The organism is Phaeobacter sp. B1627, from assembly GCF_006265095.1.
Lineage (GTDB): Bacteria > Pseudomonadota > Alphaproteobacteria > Rhodobacterales > Rhodobacteraceae > Epibacterium.
This window is the reverse complement of record NZ_VCNK01000030.1, coordinates 39,407-62,707: the sequence shown is the minus strand read 5'-3', so window position 1 is coordinate 62,707 and position 23,301 is coordinate 39,407. Positions and strand designations below refer to the sequence as shown.

The 23,301-nt window shown below is 59.3% G+C and carries 19 protein-coding genes and 1 pseudogene; 11 read left to right on the top strand and 9 right to left on the bottom strand.

The annotated features are described in order from the left end of the window. Nucleotides 1–28 precede the first annotated feature (28 nt). The 7 genes from FGE21_RS15875 to rfbC all read right to left on the bottom strand — a co-directional run bounded on the left by FGE21_RS15875 (nt 29) and on the right by rfbC (nt 6,978). Nucleotides 29–1,000, bottom strand: a complete 972-nt coding sequence (locus FGE21_RS15875; RefSeq protein ID WP_139664408.1) for an SIS domain-containing protein — start codon at nt 998–1,000, stop codon at nt 29–31. Nucleotides 1,001–1,136: 136 nt separating this feature from the next. After that, on the bottom strand, nt 1,137–2,381 hold the full coding sequence (locus FGE21_RS15870; RefSeq protein WP_139664407.1) for a glycosyltransferase family 4 protein: 1,245 nt from the start codon (nt 2,379–2,381) through the stop codon (nt 1,137–1,139). 9 nt (nt 2,382–2,390) lie between these two features. Next, nucleotides 2,391–3,263: a glucose-1-phosphate thymidylyltransferase RfbA gene (rfbA, locus tag FGE21_RS15865; protein ID WP_139664406.1), complete on the bottom strand. Its 873-nt coding sequence runs from the start codon at nt 3,261–3,263 to the stop codon at nt 2,391–2,393. Beyond that, entirely contained in the window at nt 3,256–4,110 is an 855-nt protein-coding gene (rfbD, locus tag FGE21_RS15860; protein ID WP_139664405.1) for a dTDP-4-dehydrorhamnose reductase, read from the bottom strand. The genes rfbA and rfbD overlap by 8 nt, the downstream gene beginning before the upstream one ends. A 66-nt stretch (nt 4,111–4,176) precedes the next feature. Then, nucleotides 4,177–5,229, bottom strand: coding sequence for a dTDP-glucose 4,6-dehydratase (gene rfbB, locus FGE21_RS15855; protein ID WP_139664404.1), 1,053 nt, complete (start codon nt 5,227–5,229; stop codon nt 4,177–4,179). 59 nt (nt 5,230–5,288) lie between these two features. Beyond that, on the bottom strand, nt 5,289–6,401 hold the full coding sequence (locus tag FGE21_RS15850) for an acyltransferase (protein ID WP_139664403.1): 1,113 nt from the start codon (nt 6,399–6,401) through the stop codon (nt 5,289–5,291). A gap of 13 nt (nt 6,402–6,414) precedes the next feature. Next, nucleotides 6,415–6,978, bottom strand: coding sequence for a dTDP-4-dehydrorhamnose 3,5-epimerase (gene rfbC / locus FGE21_RS15845; RefSeq protein ID WP_139664402.1), 564 nt, complete (start codon nt 6,976–6,978; stop codon nt 6,415–6,417). A gap of 665 nt (nt 6,979–7,643) precedes the next feature. On the opposite strand from rfbC, the gene FGE21_RS15840 reads away from it, so the two are divergent. Genes FGE21_RS15840 through wzy form a run of 6 tightly spaced genes read left to right on the top strand, consistent with a single transcriptional unit; the run spans nt 7,644 to nt 14,580 of the window. Next, a complete protein-coding gene (locus FGE21_RS15840) occupies nt 7,644–8,942 on the top strand; it encodes a lipopolysaccharide biosynthesis protein (RefSeq protein ID WP_176695461.1) in 1,299 nt (432 codons plus the stop codon). Continuing rightward, on the top strand, nt 8,939–10,081 hold the full coding sequence (locus FGE21_RS15835) for a glycosyltransferase (RefSeq protein ID WP_139664400.1): 1,143 nt from the start codon (nt 8,939–8,941) through the stop codon (nt 10,079–10,081). The genes FGE21_RS15840 and FGE21_RS15835 overlap by 4 nt, the downstream gene beginning before the upstream one ends. Beyond that, on the top strand, nt 10,078–11,076 hold the full coding sequence (locus tag FGE21_RS15830) for a DUF6625 family protein (RefSeq protein ID WP_139664399.1): 999 nt from the start codon (nt 10,078–10,080) through the stop codon (nt 11,074–11,076). Before FGE21_RS15835 ends, FGE21_RS15830 begins: the two co-directional genes overlap by 4 nt. A 38-nt stretch (nt 11,077–11,114) precedes the next feature. Beyond that, nucleotides 11,115–12,191, top strand: coding sequence for an acyltransferase (locus tag FGE21_RS15825; RefSeq protein WP_255731624.1), 1,077 nt, complete (start codon nt 11,115–11,117; stop codon nt 12,189–12,191). Further along, on the top strand, nt 12,188–13,207 hold the full coding sequence (locus FGE21_RS15820) for a glycosyltransferase (protein WP_139664397.1): 1,020 nt from the start codon (nt 12,188–12,190) through the stop codon (nt 13,205–13,207). Before FGE21_RS15825 ends, FGE21_RS15820 begins: the two co-directional genes overlap by 4 nt. A gap of 5 nt (nt 13,208–13,212) precedes the next feature. Further along, nucleotides 13,213–14,580: an O-antigen polysaccharide polymerase Wzy gene (wzy, locus tag FGE21_RS15815; RefSeq protein WP_139664396.1), complete on the top strand. Its 1,368-nt coding sequence runs from the start codon at nt 13,213–13,215 to the stop codon at nt 14,578–14,580. Here the strand turns inward: wzy and FGE21_RS15810 are convergent. Beyond that, nucleotides 14,568–15,368 (bottom strand): annotated as a pseudogene (locus FGE21_RS15810) (IS5 family transposase). The gene wzy and the pseudogene FGE21_RS15810 sit on opposite strands and share 13 nt — an antisense overlap. A 412-nt stretch (nt 15,369–15,780) precedes the next feature. On the opposite strand from FGE21_RS15810, the gene FGE21_RS15805 reads away from it, so the two are divergent. The 3 genes from FGE21_RS15805 (at nt 15,781) to FGE21_RS15795 (ending at nt 18,649) form a co-directional block, all read left to right on the top strand. Then, entirely contained in the window at nt 15,781–16,956 is a 1,176-nt protein-coding gene (locus FGE21_RS15805; protein WP_139664395.1) for a glycosyltransferase, read from the top strand. Between the two features lie 191 nt (nt 16,957–17,147). Further along, complete coding sequence (locus FGE21_RS15800) at nt 17,148–17,723, top strand: acetyltransferase (protein ID WP_218062782.1); 576 nt, start codon at nt 17,148–17,150, stop codon at nt 17,721–17,723. Next, a complete protein-coding gene (locus tag FGE21_RS15795) occupies nt 17,723–18,649 on the top strand; it encodes a glycosyltransferase family 2 protein (protein WP_139664393.1) in 927 nt (308 codons plus the stop codon). Before FGE21_RS15800 ends, FGE21_RS15795 begins: the two co-directional genes overlap by 1 nt. A gap of 51 nt (nt 18,650–18,700) precedes the next feature. Here FGE21_RS15795 and FGE21_RS15790 read toward each other — a convergent pair whose 3' ends face one another. Beyond that, nucleotides 18,701–19,705, bottom strand: a complete 1,005-nt coding sequence (locus tag FGE21_RS15790; protein ID WP_139664392.1) for a replication initiator protein A — start codon at nt 19,703–19,705, stop codon at nt 18,701–18,703. 482 nt (nt 19,706–20,187) lie between these two features. Between FGE21_RS15790 and FGE21_RS15785 the strand changes: the two genes are divergently transcribed. Together FGE21_RS15785 and FGE21_RS15780 are read left to right on the top strand one after the other, a co-directional pair. Then, entirely contained in the window at nt 20,188–21,597 is a 1,410-nt protein-coding gene (locus tag FGE21_RS15785; protein ID WP_139664391.1) for an AAA family ATPase, read from the top strand. Between the two features lie 62 nt (nt 21,598–21,659). Further along, nucleotides 21,660–22,784: a ParB N-terminal domain-containing protein gene (locus FGE21_RS15780; RefSeq protein ID WP_139664390.1), complete on the top strand. Its 1,125-nt coding sequence runs from the start codon at nt 21,660–21,662 to the stop codon at nt 22,782–22,784. Nucleotides 22,785–23,301: the final 517 nt, after the last annotated feature.

Below are 23,301 nucleotides of genomic sequence, written 5' to 3'. Positions count from 1 at the left end.
CAGCCAATTCTGTTCGACCGGGTTGGCCTTAGCCCAGACCGGCCCGCAGACAGTCGTGAATATGCAGCAGGCCTGCCACCCGGTCTGTGGCGTCCAGTACAAACAGCGCCGAGATCTTGCGGCTGTTCATCTCATGCAGCGCCTCGGAGGCCAGCGAGCCGGTGCGGATCACCCGGGGGCCACGGGTGGCGACCTCGCCTGCGGTGCGGCTCATCAGCCCCTCCATGTTGCGGCGCAAATCACCATCGGTGACAATCCCCGTCAGGCGGCCTCCCTCCACCAGCCCCGCGAGGCCGAACCCTTTTGCGGTCATGGTCAAAAGCACCTCCGACATCGGCATATCCGGCGCCACCAGGGGCAGCGCGTCGCCCGCATGCATCAGCGCGTCCACCAGCATCAGCTGGGCGCCGAGCTTGCCGCCGGGGTGGAACACCTTGAAATCCTCGCGCTCGAACCCGCGCCGTTTCATCAGCGCCACCGCCAGCGCATCCCCCATCGCAAGCGTCGCGGTGGTCGAGGTGGTGGGCGCCATGCCGATGCCACAGGCCTCGGGGGCATCGGGCAGCAACAGCACCACATCGGCCTGGGTCGCCAATGTGCTGTCCGCCTTGCGGGTGATCGCAATCAGCGGGATGGCAAAGCGGCGGCTGTAGGTGACGATATCGGCCAGCTCCGAGGTCTCGCCCGAGTTGGACAGCACCAGACAGACATCGCGGCTGGTGACCATGCCGAGATCGCCGTGGCTGGCCTCGGTGGCATGGACGAATTGCGCAGGCGTGCCGGTAGAGGCCAGCGTGGCGGCGATCTTGTTGCCGATATGACCGGATTTGCCGACGCCGGAGACAATGACCCGGCCTTCCATTGCCTCGATGGTTTCAACGGCCCGCAGCTGGCTGTCGCCCAGCCCCTCGGCCATCCGCGTCAGCGCCGCCGCCTCGACGGTCAGCACGCGGGCCATTTCGGCCAGGGTTTCAGCGGCGGTCATCTGGCGAGGGGTCATGGATGTGGCTCCGGAACATAGGCAAATGCGGGCAGGCAAACACGGGCGGGCAAACGCGAGGCGGACCACCGGCGCAACTGGCCGCCTATGTAGGACCACAGAGCCCAAAAGACCAGCCGCCCCGCCCCGATCCGTCTCAGATCCGGATCGGGGGCGCGGTGGTGACCAACCCGTTGATCCGCGCGATATGTTCGGGCAGGCAATGGCCGAGGAAATCATAGTCTCGCATCACCCGCGCCCGTGCATTGCCCCCAAGATGGGCATAGGCCTCGGGATCGGCCAGCACATCCACCACCTGCGCGGCCAGCGCCTCGGGGTTGAAGAAATCCACCAGCATCCCCGTCTCGCCATGGCGGATCGCCTCGCGCACCGGCGCCACATCGGCGGCCACCACGGTGGCCTCCATCGCCATTGCCTCCAGCAGCGACCAGCTGAGCACAAAGGGCATGGTCAGATAGATATGACAGCGCGAGATCTGAATGATCCGGCAGAGATCGGAATAGGGCACCCGACCGAGGAAATGTACGCGGCTCCAGTCGACGCTGTCGCCGATCTCCGCCTCCATCTCGCCGCGCAGACCGCCGGGGTGGTCGCTCTCGCGGCCATAGGACACCTCATTGCCGCCGATCATCAGCACCCGCGCATTGGGCCTGGCCGCCTGGATCGCCGGCAGGGCCCGCATCATGATGTGAAAACCGCGGGCGCGCTCCATGTTGCGCGCCACATAGGTCACCACCTCATCGCCGCGCGTCAGCGGCTGCGCCAGCCGCCCCAGCGTGATTTGTGCATCAGGGTTTGCGTGCAGACGATCGGCGCGGATGCCGTCATGGCAGACATACATCTTGTCGTGAAAACTCTCCGGAAACCGGTCGCGCTGCCACAGCGTCGGCACGTGACCCAGATCCACCACCTCGCGGTTGAGACAGGGCACCACGTTGCGGGCGCGGTTGAAATAGGCCGCATGGGGACCGGGAGGCTGTTCGGGGTCAAAGCCGACCAGCCCGCCCTCCATGGTGTAATAATATTCAAAGAACCCGAGGATCGGCACCTGCGGCCACAGATCCTTGAAAAAGGTCAGCTCCCCCCACCCGGTATGGCCGAGGATGATGTCGGGGCGAAAGCCGGTCTCGGCCTCATATGTCTGCATCGCCTGTACTGCGCCAAACCCCGCCCCCGCCGCCGCGTCCCAATCCTTGGCGAGGCCAAAGGCATCTTTGGCCGGCGTATGAAAGGGTTTGTAGACCAGCGTCTGGACGCCGGGCAGCTTCACATCGCCGCGCTGGCTGAGAAACACCAGCTCATGCCCGCCCTGCGCCGCCAGCCATTGCACCAACTCGCGATACTGGCCCGGCATGTTCTGATGCACAAAGAGTATCTTCACCGGCGGGCCTCACTCCAGCAGTCGACTGAGATAGGCACCATAGCTGTTTTTCCTGAACATTTCGGCCCGTTCCGCCAGCGTCTCGCGGGTAATCCAGCCCGCATGAAAGGCGATCTCCTCCAGGCAGCCGGTCTGCAGCCCCTGACGCTCTTCCAGGGTGCGCACAAAATTGCCCGCATCCAGCAGGCTGGCATGGGTACCGGTATCGAGCCAGGCATAGCCGCGCCCCATGGTCTCCACCGACAGCGTCCCCTCGTCGAGATACATCTGCAACAGATCGGTAATCTCCAGCTCGCCGCGCGCCGAGGGCTGCACCTGTCTGGCGCGCTCGGGCGCAGTTCCATCGAGAAAATAAAGCCCGGTCACCGCGTAGCTCGAGGGCGGCACACTGGGTTTTTCGATGATCTGCTGCGCGCGCCCCTCGGCGTCGAATGCCACCACCCCATAGCGCTCGGGATCGGCCACGTGATAGCCAAAGACGGTGCCGCCTGCGGGCTTGGTATCCGCCGCCTCCAACAGCTCCGGCAGCCCGTGACCAAAGAAGACATTGTCCCCCAAGACCAGCGCCGAGGGAGCACCTGCAAGAAAATCCTCCGCCAGGATAAAGGCCTGCGCCAGCCCATCCGGCGAGGGCTGCTCCACATATGTCAGGGACACGCCCCATTGGCTGCCGTCGCCCAGCAGGCGTTTGAACTGATCGGCGTCCTGCGGCGTGGTGATGACGCAGATCTCGCGGATGCCCGCCAGCATCAAGACCGAGATCGGATAGTAGATCATCGGCTTGTCATAGAGCGGCAACAACTGTTTCGACACCGCCATGGTGATCGGGTAGAGCCGGGTGCCGGAGCCCCCAGCAAGAATGATGCCCTTGCGCTCAGTCATGAAACGTCTCCAAATCTTTCAGGATATCTGCCAGACCGGCCTGCCAGTCAGGTTGTGAAATGCCAAAAACAGTCTCTAACGAGGAACAATCGAGCCTTGAATTCAAAGGCCGCACCGCAGGCGTCGGATAGGCCGAGGTGGGAATATCCTCCACCCGGCAGGCCAGACCGGCCTGGGCGAAAATCTCCCGTGCCACCCCTGCCCAGCTGACAGGCGGACGGCCCTGAAAGTGATAGATGCCTGATTTGCCCGGAGAGGCCGCCAGCTGGCCTGCGATGTCCAGACAGGCGGCGGCGATGTCGCGCGCCGGTGTCGGCGCACCGATCTGGTCGGCGACAATGGTCAGCTGGTCGCGCTCCGCCCCGAGCCGCAGCATGGTCTTGACGAAGTTGTTGCCATGACAGGACACCACCCAGGAGGTGCGCAGGATCGCAAAGGCACCGCCCGCCGCCTCCACCGCCTCTTCGCCCGCGCGTTTGCTGCGGCCATAGGCATTGGGCGGCGCCACCGGATCGCCGGGCTGCCAGGGAGTTTCTCCGGTGCCTTCAAAGACGTAATCGGTCGAAATCTGCACGAAGGGAATTCCCATCTGCCCGCAGACCTCGGCCATGGCGCCGGGGGCCGCGCCGTTGATAACGGTCGCCAGATCCTCTTCGCTCTCGGCCTTGTCCACCGCCGTATAGGCCGCCGCATTGATCACAGTCCGAGGGCCATGCTCTCTGATCGCGGCCGCACAGGCCCCCGGATCGCTCAGATCCGCCGCCCCGCGCCCCAGACAGGTCACCCCGTCATGAACCGCCAGCTCCCGCGCCACCTGCCCGGTTGCTCCAAATACCAGAATTGTCATGCTCGCCCGCTCTTCATCTTTTTCCAAATACCTCCGCCGGAGGCCGCTGTCCCTCAGGGACAGCTCTTATGCGCTCACGCCCAGCCGCTGCCCGACACCGATGCGGGACTGAAGCGCCCGCCACCACGCCTCATTGTCGAGATACCATTGCACGGTCAGGGCCAGCCCCTCCTCCACGGTCACCGAAGGCCGCCAGCCCAACTCGTCGCGAATGCGCGAGGGGTCGATCGCATAGCGCGCATCATGGCCCGGCCGGTCGGTCACAAAAGTAATCTGTTCCTTGTAGGACTGACCATCCGCCCGCGGGCGCTTGTCATCGAGGATCGCACAGAGCGTTTCCACCAGCTCGAGGTTCGTACGCTCGTTCTCACCACCGATATTATAGCTGCGCCCGTTCTCGCCCTTCTGCAACACCAGCAGCAGCGCCGCCGCGTGATCCTCCACATAGAGCCAGTCGCGGATGTTCGATCCGTCGCCATAGATCGGCAGCGGCTTGCCGGCCAGCGCGCCCAGGATCACCACCGGGATCAGCTTTTCGGGGAAATGATAGGGACCATAGTTGTTGGAGCAATTGCTCAGCACCATCGGCAACCCGTAGGTCTCATGCCAGGCGCGCACCAGATGGTCCGACGCCGCCTTGGAGGCCGAATAGGGCGAGCGCGGATCATAGGCCGTGTCTTCGGTGAACAGCACCGATTTATCCGCAGGCAGGCTGCCGTAGACCTCATCCGTCGAGATATGATGAAAGCGGAAATGGCCGGGCTTGCCGACCGCAACCCAGAACCTGCGGGCCGCCTCCAGCATATTGAAGGTGCCGGTGATATTGGTCTCGATGAAATCGCCGGGTCCGTCGATCGAGCGGTCCACATGGCTTTCGGCCGCCAGATGCATCACCGCATCCGGCGCGTGCAGGGCAAAGATCTTGTCGAGCGCGGCGCGGTCGCGGATGTCGGCCTGTTCAAAGGCATAGCGCGGGCTGTCCGCGACCTCGGCCACATTGTCGAGGCAGGCCGCATAGGTCAGCGCATCCACATTGACCACCTCATGACCCGCCCGGATCGCCTGCCGCACCACCGCCGAGCCGATAAAACCCGCGCCACCCGTTACCAGTATTTTCATGGCTCAACTCCTCATCTGTTGACCTCCGCCGCCAGTGCGGCACGAGGCTCTTGGCTCTCTTACGAATAGGGGCCCGGTGCGACCCGGCCAAAGGGTTTGTGACGCAACCGCAGAAAAGGGCTTTCATAATAGCGGAAACTCAGTTCCGCCAACATCATTGTCCCACCCCAATACAGCAGCACGAACATCATGGTGTCCGGCGCCGGACCGCCATGAGCCGCCAGCAGGCTGACCACATGCAGCACCAACAGATGCAACAGGTAGATACCATAGCTGACCCGGCCGATCCGCACCAGCGGTGCCAGCCGCAGCAGCGGGTGCATCCAGCCATCTTCGCGCAGGACCAGCGTCGCCAGCAGACCGGTCATGGCCAGATGCACCAGCAGATAGGGCAGCCCCGTCAGCACCTGCGGCAGCACCGCGGCCAGCCCGCCGACACCCGCCAGCAGTACGACCGCCATTCCCCGGCCGGAAAACACCCGCCACAAGATCTCAAACCCGCGCGCGTCGTGCAACACCACCGCCAGCCCCCCGCCCAGCAGGATCGGCGCATAGGTGGCGTCCGGCAGCCGGATCCGGAACGGTCCCAGCTCGAAGGCGGACATTCCGACCACCTCCAGCGCGCCGGTCGCTGCCACCACATTCAGCACAACTCCCCCGACCAGCACCGGTCCCCAGAAACGAGGCGGCAGCCAGACCATCAGCACCGGCCAGATCAGATAGAATTGCTCTTCCACCGACAGAGACCAGGTGGGAAACAGGGTCGGGATATGATCGGTCAGGAAATTCGCAAGGAACAGGTAATACCCCGGCCAGAGCGCCGCCGCGCCGGGCATCTCCCGGATCAGCACGAAATAGCCCCCCACCCCGGTGACCAGCAGATAATACAGCGGCAGGATGCGCAAGATCCGCCGCCAGTAAAACCCCCGGAGCGAGATCCGTCCGGTCCGCGCCCGTTCGCGCAGCAAAAGCGTGGTGATCAGGAACCCCGAGAGCACAAAGAACAGATCCACCCCGAGATGGCCCCGCGACAGCATCCCCTCTGTCGTCGCCAGCGGGCTGTGATGGATCAGGACCATGAGGATCGCCAGCGCCCGCAGCCCGTCCAGCGCGCTGAAACGCGCGCCGCTCAGATAGGCGCGGTGGGCCGCGGCGGCACGGGGATCTGACATGCCCCGCCCGCTCTCAATAGTGAAAAGGGCTGTCGAAATCCGCCAGCGTCGGCGCGGCGGCATCCTTCTGCGACAGGATCGGCCTGACATCTGTGGCCTCACCGCCTGCAAACCAGTCGATGCCGCAGCTGTCCCAGCGCACGGCGCCGTCACATTCGGGCGCGTAATAGTCGGTGCATTTATACAGGATCTCGGTATCGGGCGCGCGGGAGATGAACCCATGCAGGAAGCCTTTGGGCACCAGAAGCTGGCGGCCGTTTTCCGCGGTCAGCTCGACCCCGACCCATTGCCCGTAGGTGGGCGATCCCTTGCGAATATCCACGGCCACGTCAAACAGCGCCCCCCGCCCGCAGCGCACCAGCTTGTCCTGGGCATGGGGCGGCGCCTGGAAATGCAGCCCGCGCACGGTGCCCACCTCGGCCGACAGGGAGTGATTGTCCTGCACGAAATCCAGATTGATCCCATGCGCTTCCATCCGCTGCCGGTTCCAGCTTTCCGAGAAAAAGCCACGGGCATCGCCAAACCGCGCAGGGGTCAGGATCTTCACGCCGGAGAGTTTGGTGTCTTCGATCTGCACAGGCGTTCCCTTTTTAAATACCCTTGCGCGCAGCACATACCCGGTTTTTTGTCGGCTGGAAACCACCAGCCTCCATCGCAGGAGCAGCCAGAGAGTATGTTTGACATCGAACTGGCCCGGCCCGGGATCGACATCAAACATCTAAAAAGTCATGCAATGTTCTGTGAGAAGCCCAAATATGCGGCTTCGTGCCGACTAGGCCCATGCACGGGTCGGTATTTGCGAAAATCGGGGTTGTACTGCCTCTGGTCCGGCCTTAGCAAAGGCTCAGTTTTAGGACCTTCACGATATTGATACCTTCACGATTTAGGCAAGCCCTCGTGCAATCAAGTCCACAAAAATTCATGGGACAGCCCCCTTCGGGCCCACCTAATAACCACGGATTATTTGGATAACTGAGGACTTTCATCTTGCTGAGCCCCCACAAAACAGAGCTATCAGCAAACGTAAAACCATGCTGTATGATTAAGAAAGCCCATATTGTCAGCATCCGTGAAAAGCGCCTTGGATGAAGTGGCTGCGCGAGAAGGTGCTTCTCTCGCGACAGAGAAGCCACGCCACAGAGCCGTCGATGTGTTGCGTCACCTGCCCGCTGTCAGCGTGATCTTTCTGCGTACGTGGTCTGCATCACGCTATCCCGCTGAAATGCGCCAAGGGTAATGCCTATGGGAAAACAACTCGCACGGATCGCAAGCGTTTTTTGGGGACAGGTTATTGTCGCCTTGGCCGCATTCGCGGGAATCCGAACCTATACCGAACTGATGGACAAAGTCGATTTCGGTCAAGCAATGCTCCTGGCTGGCTTGATCGCGCTTTTGGATAGCATTATCCTGATGTCGCTGAACCAGACACTCATGTCTCGTTGCGGACCTGTGGAATGCAAGGAGACGCGGCGGCATATATCTATTGGGCTGGCGCTTTATGTGGTGCGCATGGTTCTGGTTGTCATCCCCGTCGCCTGTCTTGCGGTTATGGCAGGGCTGAATTCTTTTTGGGCATTGCTTCTTTTATCGGTCGGGATCTACCTGATCTCTGAGGCCCTGAAATTCAGCGCCCTGAGCCTGATTGTGCTGGACCGCCGATATGGGATATATTCATTTTGGACGGCCGGAGAGGCCTTAATAACCCTAGCGGGGATATCACTTTCGCTCTGGTTCTGGCGCGCCGATGCGATTGGATTCGTGCTCGGCCAAACCGCTGCCCGAGCGGTGAATACGGCATTGTTCATGCTGCTTCTTGCTCCCGGTCACCTGCGGTCTGTAGACCTCAAGCTGGCGCAAAAAGAACTGGCCCCAGCCCTCGCCTATGGGCGGCCGGTCGCGCTAATGGGGCCTCTTGGCTGGATCTCGACCTATCTCGACCGCTATATTCTCGGGGCGTTTCTGGGGACCGGAGCCACGGGCGCATATGTCGCTGTCACTGGGTTAGTCGCAAGGCCATTCGCCCTGACGACATCGGTTCTGTCCAACTACTTTCGGCCGCTGTATTTCCAAGGGAGCCTGGCGTCCGAAGGCGCAAAAGGATGCTATCGTATATTGCGGACCTGGCTTTTGGCGGCCTTGGGCATCGGCCTGATGGGTGTTCTGGCCTTCTGGGTTCTGGGCGATTTCATCGTGCGCATAATGCTTGCAGCAGACTTTCGTGAAGGCGCGCACTTGTTGTTGGTGCTGTTCGGATTGTCTCAAACCTTTGCCATCGCGACCCATGCTGCTGACAATGCAATGCTGGCGCTGCGATGCAGCGGTCGCCTTTTGCAGATCCAAATTCTGCTCTCGATCGGAACACTTGTCTTGATCCCCGTGGGGATCGTGTCCTGGGGCCTTGTCGGCGGGGTTATCGGACGCATCTTTGCCGAGGCTCTCAAGCTTGGTGTGACGACCGCAATAGCCGTGAGGCTAATAAAAAAGATGGACGGCATGGCAGGTGTTCTGGACGTTGACACTGCGGAGGGTGAAGAAAAATGAAGGTAGTAATAGGCACGACTACTGGCTTCCATCTGCGCCGCCTCGCGGTGGAAATGAACCGTGCGGGGGTTGATCTGAGCTACTTCAGCTCCATGCCCAGATTTCGCTTGCGCCGCGATGGCCTCGCCGCACCATGGGCGGTCAGCTTGTTCCCGAAATTACTACCCGATTCAGCGCTCGCCCTGGCGCGGCAGCTTCCGCAGCCGATTCAGATGCGAGCGACCGAAAGAATGCTCGCTCGGGTCGATGAGGCCTTAGCGCGGCAAATGGTGCCTGCCGACATATTTATCGGCCTTTCTTCCATGGCTGTGCGCTCTGCCGCGCGCGCGCGCGAACTGGGAGCAAAGGTCATCATCGAACGAGGCTCCCGGCACGTTCTGTCGCAGAATGATATCCTTGTACAAGGCGGTGCGAAGCCTTTGAGCCAACTTTATATCGAACGTGAACTGGCCAGCTACGACGCTGCGGACATCGTCACCGTGCTATCGAGCCATGCCGCTGAGAGCTTCCTGGAGCAGGGCTTTCCACGTGAAAAACTGTTCGTCTGTCCCCTCGGCGTAGACCTGAAGGCATTCATGCCCAGCCCACGCCCCACAGGGCGGCTAAAACTGCTTTTTGTCGGACAATGGAGTCTGCGAAAGGGTGTGGATACCCTAGTCACGGCGGTGCGCCAGCGGCCAGACTGGAAGCTGACACATGTTGGATCTATGGCAGACGCGCCATTTCCCCAAGGCGACCAATTCCAAAGCTTGGGGCACCGTGACCATGGCGGCCTGGCCGAAGTGATGCACACACATCACATCTTGGTCCTACCCTCTCGGGAGGACGGGTTCGGAATGGTGCTACTCGAGGCCCTAGCGGCAGGCAGGCCGGTCGTCGCCAGCCACATGACCGGCGGCCCCGATATTCGAGAGATGATCACGACACCGGACTGGGTCGAATTGGTTGCACCGGGCGACGCAAACGACCTTCTGCGCGGACTGGAGGTAATGGCCGATCGCGAGGCTACGCTTGAAGGTGACAAAAACCGGAGCCTCCTGGAACCCGCCGACCTGGATCGGTTGAGCTGGAGCGGATATGCACAGCGTTACATGGATTTTCTTGGCATCCTTGGTACAATGAAGGGAGCGCGCACATGACGAATCCTGCATCTCGCAATTTTCCCCGCATCCTCATTATCGCAACCTGGTTCGGACCGCTGCCCGACTACTTTCCGCAGTGGATGCTCTCCTGCCGGTTCAATCCCAGCATTGATTGGCTGGTTGCAACGGATGCTGACATCTCAGATATGGAGCCCCCCCCCAACGTCCATTTCGTGCAGATATCGATGGACGATTTCGCGGCCCGCATTTCCGAGGAGGTCGGCTTTCAGGTTGCAATGGAGCGACCATACAAGGCCTGTGACCTCAGGCCGCTCTACGGGTGCCTGACCGATTTGGCTCCCGGAACGTGGGATTTCTGGGGGCATTGTGATCTCGACATGCTGTTCGGCGATATTTGCGCCTTTTTGACACCCGAGTTGTTGACCACAAATGACCGGGTTTTCGGCGTCGGACATTTCAGCCTGTACAGGAATGACGACGAGACGAATAATTTCTTCCGCAAACCCCTTGACGGCTTGGACTATCGCCAGATCCTGACGGATCCACGCCCGCGCGGCTTTGACGAACATATCGGCGTCAATCGGATCTGGAAGCATCATAACGGCAGGTTTCACGAGGATGAAAGCGTTCTCGCAGACATCGACCCGAATATCTATCGCATAAGGCGCACCTCGAACTACATCTGGGTCAAGAATATGCGCCATCAGGTTTTTGGCTTCAACCGCGGGCGCGTGATGCGCTATTGGTTGGCGTCTGGACAGGTAAAGTCAGAGGACTTCATGTATGTCCACTTCCAGAAACGCCGGTTCACATTGCCGCCGCCCCCGACTGGGTGCGAACGGTTCTGGCTGACGCCAGACGGGTTTATCCCCATGGAAGAAGACACAAACCTGACAGACAACAGCGTCACCCCCAGCATGATACGTCAGCTTAGCCCGGTCCCGCTCCTTCCTCCGCGCAAGGAAATTTCGCATCGCCTCCGACACACGATCCGCCTCCTGCGTCACCATGCAAGAGGCCTAATGCATTGAATAATAATGGGGTTTGGAGATCTCGGCAATTGGGCCTGATGGAATCGAGAGCACACGACATCCTGCGGATGTTTCTGCTTCTTCAGGTCATTTTGGGCCATATGGCGCACATAGCACTGCCCAACATGTCCCAGCTCTTCAATGATCTGGAGCAGACATGGCCCGAGGTGATGTTTCGTCTTGCTTGGCGGTTCGGACCTCAGGCTGCTTTTCTGTTTGTATTCTTGAGCGGCTTTATGGTAGCCGGTCCGCTTATTGAACATATGCAACAAGGGCGCGTTCCTGCCGCTCGGGACTTCTTCAAGAGACGGATGCTCCGCATTGCGCCAATTGCAATAGGGGCCATTCTCCTGACGGCTGGTATTGACGCGCTATCGCGGTTGGCACCTGGCGCTGAAGCCCTGTACCGCCAAGGCTATGCATACGACCTGGTCTCCACGTTCACTCTCCAGAACTTCTTTGGAAATCTGCTCTTCTTTCAGCCCATTTTCGTAGACAGCTTTGGATCCAACGGCCCCCTTTGGACGCTAGGTTATATTGTCCAATACTATATCCTGGGTTGGATTTTCTGCTGGGCATTCGCGCGCATCGGACCGAAGGCCGTGATCGGTCTCGTTGCTGCTTTGGTGCTGATGTCGCTGGTGCGGGCCGAATGGGCTGTGCTGTTCATCGCGTGGCTCGCTGGAGGGCTCACACGTGGCCTTGGGGGCCGACATTCGAAGGTCTCCCGTCTGTGCCTGATTGCAGCGGGCGTGTTATTTGTTCTCTCCAACCTCCTGCCCCCGCTGATGGCAGCGGTGGCCAGCATTCCGGTTGGCATGCTCCTAGCCGGTGGCGCTCTTCCGCACGTCAGCTTGCCCAGCTGGAGCACACCTCTCTGGCTACGCCGACTCTCGAATGAGAGCTATACAATATATGCGATTCATCACCCTGTGCTTGTTTCCACTTATGTATTGGGCTTTCAGGGACATGCTGGACAGGGCCAGGAATTTGCACTCTATGTAGCAACATCGGGGCTAGCAGTCGCACTGGTCTCTGTACTGTTGGCATGGGGCGCAAGGAAGGCTGCTATCTGGCCCCGTGACAAACAACCCTCACCGGAGGACTCCCGATGAACAACCCAAAGGTCACTGTCCTGATGCCGGTTTATAATGTCGGCATCCACCTTCACGCGGCGGCCAAGAGCATCTTGACGCAGACCTTTACTGATTTTGAATTCATAGTTGTCGACGATGGCAGTGAGGATGGGAGCCCCGAGCTGATCGAGCGCATGGCGGATCCCCGCATTCATCTCATCCGTGCACCGCACGGCGGCCTTGTCGCCGCGTTGAATTTGGGCATGTCACACGCCAAGGGAGAATACTTGGCACGGATGGACGCCGACGACATCGCGCACCCCGAGCGCCTAGCCCTGCAGGTCACGCACCTGGACGAGCGGCCCGACATAGGGCTGGTCTGCAGTAACGTGACGATCATCGACGGAGAGGGAAACGTGACCGGCAAACAGGTCGAGCCGAACTGTACCGCTGAAGCTCTGGTCGAGGGACTGCTGTATCAACGCCGGATGAAGCCGATCATCCACCCTTCCGTCATGATGCGCCGCGAGGTTTTTGAAACGCTGGGGGGCTATCGAGACTTCAAGAGCGCTGAAGATCGCGATTTTTGGCTTCGCGCAAGCGACAGCTATCGCTTCAGCCGCCTAAACCAAGCTTTGTTATCCTACCGCATTCACGCCACTGGAATATCGCGTGAAAAGGGAGCCGAGCAAGCAGTGTCCAGCGCGATGGCAGCGTTGAACTATCTCGTCTACCGCGGATCCAAAGTCGACCTGTTCCAGGATCAACCAGAGACATTTCAGGCGACGGCAAAGACGGTTCGCACAAGAATGGAAACCGAGGTTTTAGACGCCGCCGTCGCGTTTCGTGCGGCAAGAGATGAGTTCCGAAACGGAAGTCGGATCAAGGGGTGCATCGCCGGGATTGCAGCACTCTTGCGGCACGGCAGGCGCGCACTACCAAATGGGAGTGTGATGGGCACTCGGACCATCATCAATGAACTCTCGGCCGATCTGATAGGAAAATTGTTGGGGGCACAGGGCTTGCAGCAACCCCGATCCCAAAAGGTTAGCTGAGCAGCATGGAATACCTGGCTTCCTTTCTTCTATTTTTGTTATGTCTTTGGCTTTTTTTTAGAATGACACGGGCGCGAGATATCTTGGATTTCCATCTGGGAGTTATCGCGACATTTTCCATCGGATACTACTGCCTCCCGATCTGGTTCAAAGAGCTCTCACCCCTTCAGATATTTAGGTCATATGAGGTGGCGATTATCGCCTTCATGTTCCTGCTGTTTGCGGTCTGCATCACCATAGGCGTATGGGTGGGAAGACGGTCGATCCCAAAGTCTGTAGCGATCATGACGCCAACTTTGGACCGGCTGCTACATCGCCGCATGTTGGTAACAACGAGCGGCGCGTTCTTATTTTACATATACTATTACTCGACTCAAACCCTGACAAGCTATTCAGCGGACGATTTCGAAGCCTTCTTCAACAATCGAGGGCCGTTTCACGCAATATTTTCCCTGCTTTCAAAGTTCTCGCTTGCTTGGATGGCGATCGCAATTGCGCATACATGGAGTCACAACAAACGTTCTGAACTCGTTTTGTACTCTGCAATGTTCGGTTTCTGTCTGCTCATGCTACTTCTGGTCGGGCAACGGTTGGCGCTCCTCACCCCTCTTGCAATGCTGGCAGCGGCTCTTTCTCTGTCGGGACAGTCGAAACGCGCTGTATCCATGTTGGGCGTCACGGTTTTAGTCTTACTTCTGGTTAGCCCAATCGCCGTTTTTATCCGTGAAAGTCTGGCAGACAAAGAAAATGAAACCGCTCAGCATGCGTTGATGGAATTCAGTTATGGCGACGATGCATTTTCATCTATATTTCAATCCATAATTGATCGGGGCGATCTCATTTATGTCGCTGTAAGAATGAAACCACAAATTGACGCAGATCCGTTACCAGGGCCCATATATTATACCTCCGTGCTCTTGAACGCCATTCCGAGAGCATTTTTCCCAGGAGGGTTCAAACCTTATCCACTTAGCACAAACGGATTTCCTTCGGGAGAGCTGTCAATATACTCTTGGCAACATATATTAGGTGCTAGCACCGGAAGTTTAAGCGCGTTCGGTGGAATTGTTGCCTATCGTGAATTCAGCTGGGCTGGCGTTGTTTTGAACGGTATGGCCACAGGCATTTTGTTTGTGTTCTTTGCCCGGTGGCTTGGCGCCGGAGGTCTTATATTGCAGGTGCTCTATCTTCAGGTTTTTGTCGCCAATTCAATATCAAAGGTACCACCCAGCTTCTTCGAATCCCTATTGTCCTTGATGCCAATGCTTCCGTTCATTGTCGTTGCAGTTTCGATCAACTGGATTATTGCACGATTCGGAATATCTCGACGTTCGACAACATCTTCCCCTCGGGTCAGGACTCATAGCCAATAGATGACAGTTGCCGCGAGTGCGATGGCTGAGAGGAACACCTTGGGGCAGCGGTCGTATCGGGTTGCGACACGCCGCCAGTCCTTGAGCCTGCCGAACATGATTTCGATCCGGTTCCGCCGTTTGTATCTGCGCTTATCGTAATTCACGGCTTTCCTGCGCTGTTTCCGGCCTGGGATGCAGGCGCGTATCCCTTTGTCTTTCAACGCTTCTCTGAACCAGTCAGCATCATATCCTCGGTCTCCCAGCAGCCATTCCACCTTTGGCAAACTGCCCAACAACGCGCGGGCACCTATGTAATCGCTGACTTGTCCTGCCGTGACGAAGAGGTTGAGCGGTCGGCCCTGACTGTCGCAGATGGCGTGCAGCTTGGTGTTCATGCCGCCCGTTTTCGGGGGATTGGATCCCCCGGATCAAATCCTGATCCTTCAATCTCCGACCAATCAGGCGTCCGCGCCCCCTTTTTTCGCGCCCATGCTGGTCGCTGTTCGGTGTGCCTTCAGGTAGGTTACATCGATCATCACGGTCTTCTCTTCGGTATGCTCGGCCGCCAGTCCCGCCATCATCCGGGCGAAGACACCCTTGTCGCTCCACAGCTTCCAACGATTGTAGAGTGTCTTGTGCGGCCCGTAGGCGGCGGGCGCATCACGCCACCTTAAGCCATTACGATTGATGAAGATAATCCCGCTCAACACCCGCCGATCATCGAGGCGGGGCTTGCCGTGGGACTTCGGAAAGAAGGGCTCAAGGCGCGCCATCTGCGCATCTGTCAGCCAGGAAAGATCAGACATGTTCACCGCTCCATTTTCGAAGCCGTGAATCGCGCGCCTACGCGGAAATCAATGGGTCCTGACCCTAATCTTTCACTATACAACGCCCAAGCAGAAGCACTGCTTCCCCTAATTGCGAATAGAATGTCCAATTTAGAACGCCCGACCGTTTAGCTGCTGCACAATAAATACCATCCTTGACAGAGTGCTATACAAAAGGACTTGCATTTTACGTTTAAGCTCAATATTTTCGGGGGTGTCTTTGTGGTGCAAATTGTTTTCCTTCGTACGCCTAGGGTTTTTCGTTTCCACTGAGGGGGACACATAAAACTGTCATCACATTAATAATTTTGTCATTTTCATGACCAACGCCAAATTCATGCTGCGGGCAGATTTGGTGTTTCCCTGACCATTAAATAGAAAGTTGGAATACGTGAAGATTTTACGGATCATTTCCAGCGTCGACCCTGCACATGGCGGGCCTGTCGAGGGAATGCGGCAGTCGGCTCTACGCCATCGGGACCTGGGCATTGAAACAGAAGTCCTGTCGGTGGATTCACCAGACAGTCCACATGTAACGGCTTTCCCCACGAAGGTTCATGCGATGGGTCGGATCACTGAACGGTACGGTTATTCTTCAGGTCTCGGCCGCTGGATTTCCGGGCATGCGCAAGAATACGATGCGGCGGTGGTGCATGGAATGTGGAACCACGCGGCGGTGGGCGGCGGCCGCGCTCTTGTCAGGACCGGCCTTCCCTATGTCGTCTTTACCCACGGCATGATGGATCCATGGTTCAAAACGGCTTACCCGGTGAAGCACTTTGCAAAGCAGCTCTTTTTGTGGGCATTGCAGGGACGCGTCCTAACAAAAGCACAGAAGGTCCTTTTTACATCCGCCGAGGAAATGCGGTTGGCCAAGGAGGCTTTCCCAAGAATAACCTATCAAGGCCAAGTCGTCGCTTACGGATCTGCTGTTCCGGACGTTTCAGATCATACTGTTGCGGAGAAAGAGTTTCGGGCGTTTTGCCCCGATCTGGGGTCAGCGCCTTACCTTCTGTACCTATCGCGCATCCACCCCAAGAAGGGTGTTGATATTCTGCTGAAGGCCTTTGCTCAGATTACCGCGTCTCGTCCAAAGCTGCATCTCGTCGTCGCCGGCCCCGGCGAGGCGAGGCTGATGGATTCTATGCAAGCGGAAGTCCAGACTTTGGGCCTTACTGAACGAGTCCACTTTCCAGGCATTGTGACCGGTACTCCAAAATGGGGAGCATATCTTGGCGCCGAGGCTTTCGCACTCCCGTCGCATCAGGAAAATTTTGGCATCGCTGTCGCTGAGGCCTTGGGCTGCGGCACGCCCGTGATTACCACGGACAAAGTGAATATCTGGAGAGAGATCAAAGTTGCGGACGCCGGGTTCATTAGCGGCGACAATGTGGTCGATTTCACCCGCGCGCTGCAAAAGTGGGTAGACTTGGCTGATGAGCGCAAAGCCGAGATGCGCATCGCCGCTAAAGCGTGCCACACACGACAATTCTCCGCCGAGGCCGCGTCTGTTGCCCTCAAAGAAGTGCTTGAGAGCATCAGCACGCGATCCTCTCCAACTCTTTAGCTCTGCGAGTTCCATAGTGTTAGCTATATCCGCTCGCTGTCCGACCTCGCAGACCTTATTCAGGAACCATGAGACAAGTACGCCATGAAATTTCATAGAAGGGCCGAAACTTTTGTACCGTCGGCATGCGCAGGATGCACAAGTCTCCCCTACCTGACTTTCAAGGCCGCAGTGGCCAAGAAGGAGTGTCTGTGACCGAACCACTTGATGCCACTAAAGCCGACCCATTCGCCGGCGCCCCGACCTTCTCCATGCGCAATCGCCTCGAGCGGGCGGCGTTCGCTTTTGTGTGGCTGCTGCTCGCATCCTGGACCCCACCGCCGCTTCGGCGATGGCGCCTGTGGATCTTGCGCCGCTTCGGCGCCCAGCTTGCCTCCACCGCGAACGTCTACGGCAGCGCCCGCATCTGGCTGCCACGGAACCTGACGATGGCCCCTCATTCAACCCTCGGCCCCGGGGTTCAATGCTACTGCATGGCGCCAATCCGGATCGGCTGCCACGTTGTCGTGTCGCAACGCGCGCACCTGTGCTGCGGAACCCATGACATCCTCGACGCCCGCTTCCAGCTGCGCGTCCGACCAATAGAAATCGGCGATGATGCGTGGATTTGCGCAGAAACCTTCGTCGGCCCCGGGGTAAAAGTCGGTGCGGGCGCCGTTTTGGCCGCGCGCGCCGCCACGTTCATCGACCTAGATGACTGGACCGTCTATCGCGGCAACCCAGCCACAGCGGTCAAGGCCCGCCAGCAGTTTCAAAGGACCAGATAATGCCCGACATGCTTACCGCCCTGATCCTGACATACAACGAAGAGCAGCACATCGAACGCTGCATCCGCTCGCTTTCCGGTGTCACCGACCGAGTCTGCATTGTGGACAGCTTTTCGACGGATCGCACCGTGGAGCTGGCACAGGCGCTGGGGGCCGAGGTCATCCAGAACCCATGGAAGAACTACGCGACACAGTTTCAGCACGGGCTGGACAGTTTCGATATCCGCAGCGACTGGACCATGCGGATTGACGCCGATGAATATCTGGAACCCGCCTTGCAAGAGGCTCTGCGCGCATGGTTCATCGCGCCCCAGCCAAGCGTGAACGCATTGTATCTGCGCCGCAAGATCGTGTTTTTGGGACGCCCGATCCAGTACGGTTTTTTTTACCCTGCCATGATGCTGCGGGTCTGGCGCACCGGCGAGGGGCGGATCGAACGGCGCTGGATGGACGAGCATATCGTGCTTGATGCACCGATCAGTGCCACCCTGAAGGGAGACCTTGTGGACCACAACCTGAATGACCTCACGTGGTGGATCAGCAAGCACAATGGCTATGCCAGCCGCGAAGTGTACGACATGATCGAAATCCTTGAACGCAGCCGCCGCGAGAAGGATACAGGCATGGTCGCCATGTCTGGTCAAGCGGCACGCAAGCGGTTCTTGAAGGAGCAGGTTTATGCCCGGCTCCCCTCCACTCTGCGTGCAAGTTTTTACTTCTTCTACCGCTATGTCCTTGGACGTGGGTTCCTCGACGGCAAGGCCGGGTTCTTTTTTCACTTTCTGCAAGCCTACTGGTATCGCACCCTTGTCGAAGCAAAGCTACACGAATTGCAAATGCGCGCAGATGCTGTTGGTCTGACACCTTACGAACTGCTGTATAGAGAAGGGGTTTTTACTGAACCGGTGCAATCCGGTTCTACTTGACGATCAAAATTTTGGTCAGGCTTGGGATAGGCACGCGGATCAGCTCTGTGGTCAAACCTTTGCCTGTTTGCGCACCCAGCCAAGGAAGGCCGCGTCGGGTTTGCGCAGACGCGGCCCCCCGGATCTGGCCCAGACCGCGCGCCAGTCGGCCTCCAGCGCATGCACATCAACCCCCGGCATCAGACGGCGGACCTCGTCCCGGGCGGCCTCTGTCACAGTGGGGGGCGGGCCTTCGACCACCGCATGTTTCTGCGTGAACCGGATCAGATCGCCCGGCATCTCCGTCAGCGCATAATCCGGCAGCGGCTGGCTGTCGATCATGTCGCGGATCATCTTGCGAAACACCCGCCGGGGTGAGGCGGAACCGGATTTCTTCAAGAGGGTCTCGACCGAGATCTGCCAGCTGTCCTGCCGGCCGCAGTGCTTGCGGGCCAGTTCATAGATGCGCCGTTGCAGCGGTTTCCGAAGCCGGAAATAATCGCGGCTGAGCGTCAGCACCGATTTCGACAGCACCGCACGATAGAGCCAGTCCGACAGCGTCACCGCCACCGAAACCATACGCCCCCCCCGCGCCTTCCTCACGATCTCCCAGCTCTCGATCAGGCCAAAGCCCGAGGTGATCTCCTGGCCGCCGGTGACGATATTGGTGGTGATGCGCGTGCCCGCCAGCCGCTCAAACGCCTCGCGCAGGCGCCGGTAGGCATCACCGCTGGTCTCCCGGTTGCAGGCCACAAGCAGGTCATGCGCAGTGAGATGCAGCGTGCGGCTCACCTGACGGCCCGCGTTCAGGGCGGCCATCAGCTGGCTGACGCAAAAGATCAGGATGTCCTTGTCGTGGATCGTCGCCAGCCCCTTGACGCTCGGCGTCACGGTGATCTCGGCCCCGTTGTGTTCGTAATTCAGAATGCGCCGGTCGGGCCGGGTGGCCAGCGAAAACAGCGGATGCTCCATCGATGCGAGATCGTTCTTCGGCATCGCATCGAAGATATCACAGAGGAAATAAGCCCCCTGACCCTCCGGCGGATAACCGCCAGCCTCGCTCACCGCGCCCGTCATATCCTCGTCCTGCTGCTCGTGTGGTGCCCGCGTCAAAAGCGCAGATTCGTTTCGTGGTTTTGATTACACCCACCCTAGGGTTATCCACAGCCCCGCACAACGGGGGTTCAGAGTCAGCAGATCGGGGGTTCGGAGTCATTACAACGGGGTTTCAGAGTCACGGACCGTTCAAAAACGCCGGTCTTGGTCAGTAAAAAAAGGACTTTGCCACAGCACGAGGAATCCCTTAACTACAAATAACACAAATTTAACATACCAGAAATTTTTGATCTTTCCGGAACCGCCCTTCAAAGCGCCCGCCCAGCTTGATCCAACCTCTGGATTTGCTTAGAAAATTCAATCCAGGTCGTCATAATGCTTCCACCTGCTGCCTTTTGTGCTATCTTACGAAAAAGGCGATACACGGGCTTCTCAGATCAGAGGACAGATCACAGGCCTGTGCCGTGATCTGAGAAGCCCCTCCAGCATGAGGCAGTAGCAGGATGGCCAGAGATATCCACATGAAGGCAGGCAGCCCCCTGCCACCCTATTTCAATATTGACCCCGACGCAGCCGCCGCTGATCTGGATCAGGCCACCGATACCGCCCGCTTTGCCGAGATCGCCCAGGCCTGTGCCCGCGGCCGCACTGATCTGGCCAGCCGGGGCCTCAATGAGGAGGGGTCGAAATCCCTGCGCCTGTTCTCGACCTGGGAAATCACCCGCTATCTGATCCCGGTCGCCCAGGCCCATTTCCGGCGGGTGCTGAAGGCCAATCCCGATCTGCCCCAGGGCCGGTCCGAGACCGAGGGCGGCGCCAAATGGTTCACCCTCGACGAGGTGCTGCGGCTGCGGGCCTTCTTTGCCGCGCAAGGGTCGAAGGCGAAGAACTACCTGCCCTACCGCCCCGAAGGTCTGCCCGCGAAACTGGTGGCGGTGGCGAATTTCAAAGGCGGGGTCGGCAAGACCTCGACCGCGGCGCATCTGGCCATGTCGGCCGCACTCGATGGCTACAAGGTGCTGGTGATCGACCTCGACAGCCAGGGATCCATGACCTCGATTTTCGGCGGCAAGGTGGAGGACGAATGGCAGACCGCCTTCCCGCTGCTGGCCCGCCACTACGGCGATCACCTCCGGCTGGAGAACCAGCGCCGTCTCGACCGGGGCGACGCGCCGCAGCCGCTGGACGAAAGCCTCTCGGCGGCGATGGAGATGACGGCGCAGGACGTGATCCAGCCCACTCACTGGCCCAATATCGATCTGATCGGCGCGCAGCTGAACCTCTACTGGGCGGAGTTCCAGATCCCCGTCTGGCGGATGGCCGCGCGCTCGTGGAAGCTCTGGGATGCGCTCACCGACCGGCTGGAGGCGGATGGGGTGCTTGATCAATATGACGTGGTCTTCATCGACACGCCCCCGGCGCTTGGCTACCTGACCATCAACGGGCTCTCGGCCGCGGATATCCTCCTTGTGCCGATGGGGGCGTCTTTTCTGGAGTTCGACTCGACGGGGCGGTTTTTCGATATGTTGCATTCCACCTTCGCCTCCATTGAGGAGGGCGAGAACCTCGCGGCGCGGGCTCTGGGCCGGCCCGAGATCGGGTTTGAGTGGGATGCGGTGCGCGCCGTGATCACCCGCTATGACAGCGCTCAGCAGGGCGAGCTGGCGGGGTTGGTTCAGGCCTATATGGGCCCCACCCTGTCGCCGCACCGGCAGGATTTCACCGCGCTGATCGGCCAGGCCGGCGAGCAGGTCAATGGCATCTACGAGGCGGACTACCGCGATTTCAACCGCGAGACCTATGCCCGCGGCCGGGAGACCTTTGACGAGACCTATGCGGCCTTCAAGCGGCTGTTGACCGGCGTCTGGCGGCGCGAGGAGCTGGCGTTGCAGCAGGAGCGCGCGGCTTCCTGACCGGGGCCTAAGGATTTGCTGCGAGGCTGGAAGCGCGCGGCTGACGAGGAAGGACGACGACAATGGCAAAACGCAAACGGCTGACGCCTGCGCAGCCCACCTATCTGAGCGCCTCTGATGCGGCCCCAGCCCCGGCGCCGGGGCCGCTCTCCGTGGGCGCCGCGCCGATTGCGCAGGTGGCCTCTGATACCTCTGCGGCGGCGGCGCTGCAGGAACTGTCGGGCGTGTTGGAAAATGCCCGCGCCCGCGGGTTGATGATCGAAGAGTTGCCGTTGGATGCCATCGACGAGACCTATCTGGTCCGCGACCGCATTGTTCAGGACGAAGAAGACATGCAGGCGCTGATGGAATCGTTGCGCGCCCGCGGTCAGCAGACCCCGATCGAGGTGGCCCGGATTGAGGGCGCGCGCGGAGTTCTGAGCCATGGTCTGATTTCGGGATGGCGGCGGCTGACGGCGTTGCGCAGACTCTATGAAGAGACATCAGAGCCTGAATTCGCCCGGATCAAGGCGCTGGTGGTGCGCCCCGAAACTGCGGCTGACGCCTATCTGGCGATGGTGGAAGAGAACGAAATCCGGGTCAACCTCAGCCATTATGAACGGGCGCGCATTGCCATGCGGGCGCTGGCAGAGGGGGTTTACCCGGATCAGCGCAAGGCGCTGCTGGGCTTGTTCATGAATGTCCCGCGGGCCAAACGCTCCAAGATTTCCAGCTTTGTCACCGTGGTGCAGGCACTGGATGCGGTGCTGCGCTATCCGACCGCGATCCCCGAAAAGCTTGGCCTCGGGCTGGCGCGTGCCATTGAGGAAGACCCCGAGTTTGGTGCCCGTCTCGCCGAGGTGTTGCGCCAGCACCGTCCGCAGAGCGTGAGTGAGGAACTGGCGCTTTTGTCCCATGAGTTGGCCGCACAGGTTGCGGCTCTAACCCCACCTGCAGAGTCTGTTTCCAATTTTGCCGCCCCCCTGCCCTCCTCCGCTGCAGAGCCTGTCGCTTCGCCTGCGCCGTCTGCGCTGCCCCGCATTCGCAAGACCGAGCCCGTCACCGCGCCGGGCGAGCGGATCACCCTGCAGGCAGCCCCGGGGGTCCGGTTGGGCTATACGGCGGATGCGCAGAAGATCGAACTGACAGGCGACGGCGTGACGGCTGAGCTGATGGCGGAGCTGAAGGCCTGGCTCGCGACCCGCTGACTTTCCTGTTGAACTGAGAACAGCCGGTCTCCCGACCCGATCCCGATGTCACAGGCGCCCTTCGCGGCGCCTGTTTTGCTGTTTCAATGGGGGGGTAATTTAGGTAAGTAGTATTGACCTATTGTTTCGCGCGCGAAGCATTGGGTAAGTAGTGCTGAGCTATTGTTTCGCGCGCGAAGCATTGGGTAAGTAGTGCTGAGCTATTGTTTCGCGCGCGAAGCATTGGGTAAGTAGTGCTGAGCTATTGTTTCGCGCGCGAAACATTGGGTAAGTAGTGCTGACCTATTGTTTCGCGCGCGAAACAATGCGACAGGATTGCTGACCTATGAGGTCTTCTGGCGCGTATTCGAGGGGACTCGTCAGCCGCGGCCTCCCCTCTCCTGCTCAAAAAACAGGCGAAGCAGACAATGGCGAAAAAATGCTGTAAACTTCACAGGCAGAGCCTTTCAATTCGCTGTTTTTTTGGGCGGATCATGATAAGCCTTATGCATTGTGAGGTTGGAAATTGTGTTCAATA

What these genes read in the sequence shown, in the direction of transcription:
- FGE21_RS15795 (WP_139664393.1), top strand. Translation starts at nt 17,723, where the DNA reads ATGCCCGACATGCTTACCGCCCTGATCCTGACATACAACGAAGAGCAG.
- FGE21_RS15820 (WP_139664397.1), top strand. Translation starts at nt 12,188, where the DNA reads ATGAACAACCCAAAGGTCACTGTCCTGATGCCGGTTTATAATGTCGGC.
- wzy (WP_139664396.1), top strand. Translation starts at nt 13,213, where the DNA reads ATGGAATACCTGGCTTCCTTTCTTCTATTTTTGTTATGTCTTTGGCTT.
- rfbB (WP_139664404.1), bottom strand. Translation starts at nt 5,229, where the DNA reads ATGAAAATACTGGTAACGGGTGGCGCGGGTTTTATCGGCTCGGCGGTG.
- FGE21_RS15850 (WP_139664403.1), bottom strand. Translation starts at nt 6,401, where the DNA reads ATGTCAGATCCCCGTGCCGCCGCGGCCCACCGCGCCTATCTGAGCGGC.
- rfbA (WP_139664406.1), bottom strand. Translation starts at nt 3,263, where the DNA reads ATGACTGAGCGCAAGGGCATCATTCTTGCTGGGGGCTCCGGCACCCGG.
- FGE21_RS15780 (WP_139664390.1), top strand. Translation starts at nt 21,660, where the DNA reads ATGGCAAAACGCAAACGGCTGACGCCTGCGCAGCCCACCTATCTGAGC.
- FGE21_RS15825 (WP_255731624.1), top strand. Translation starts at nt 11,115, where the DNA reads ATGGAATCGAGAGCACACGACATCCTGCGGATGTTTCTGCTTCTTCAG.
- FGE21_RS15835 (WP_139664400.1), top strand. Translation starts at nt 8,939, where the DNA reads ATGAAGGTAGTAATAGGCACGACTACTGGCTTCCATCTGCGCCGCCTC.
- FGE21_RS15840 (WP_176695461.1), top strand. Translation starts at nt 7,644, where the DNA reads ATGGGAAAACAACTCGCACGGATCGCAAGCGTTTTTTGGGGACAGGTT.
- FGE21_RS15785 (WP_139664391.1), top strand. Translation starts at nt 20,188, where the DNA reads ATGGCCAGAGATATCCACATGAAGGCAGGCAGCCCCCTGCCACCCTAT.
- FGE21_RS15790 (WP_139664392.1), bottom strand. Translation starts at nt 19,705, where the DNA reads ATGACGGGCGCGGTGAGCGAGGCTGGCGGTTATCCGCCGGAGGGTCAG.
- FGE21_RS15875 (WP_139664408.1), bottom strand. Translation starts at nt 1,000, where the DNA reads ATGACCCCTCGCCAGATGACCGCCGCTGAAACCCTGGCCGAAATGGCC.
- rfbD (WP_139664405.1), bottom strand. Translation starts at nt 4,110, where the DNA reads ATGACAATTCTGGTATTTGGAGCAACCGGGCAGGTGGCGCGGGAGCTG.
- FGE21_RS15830 (WP_139664399.1), top strand. Translation starts at nt 10,078, where the DNA reads ATGACGAATCCTGCATCTCGCAATTTTCCCCGCATCCTCATTATCGCA.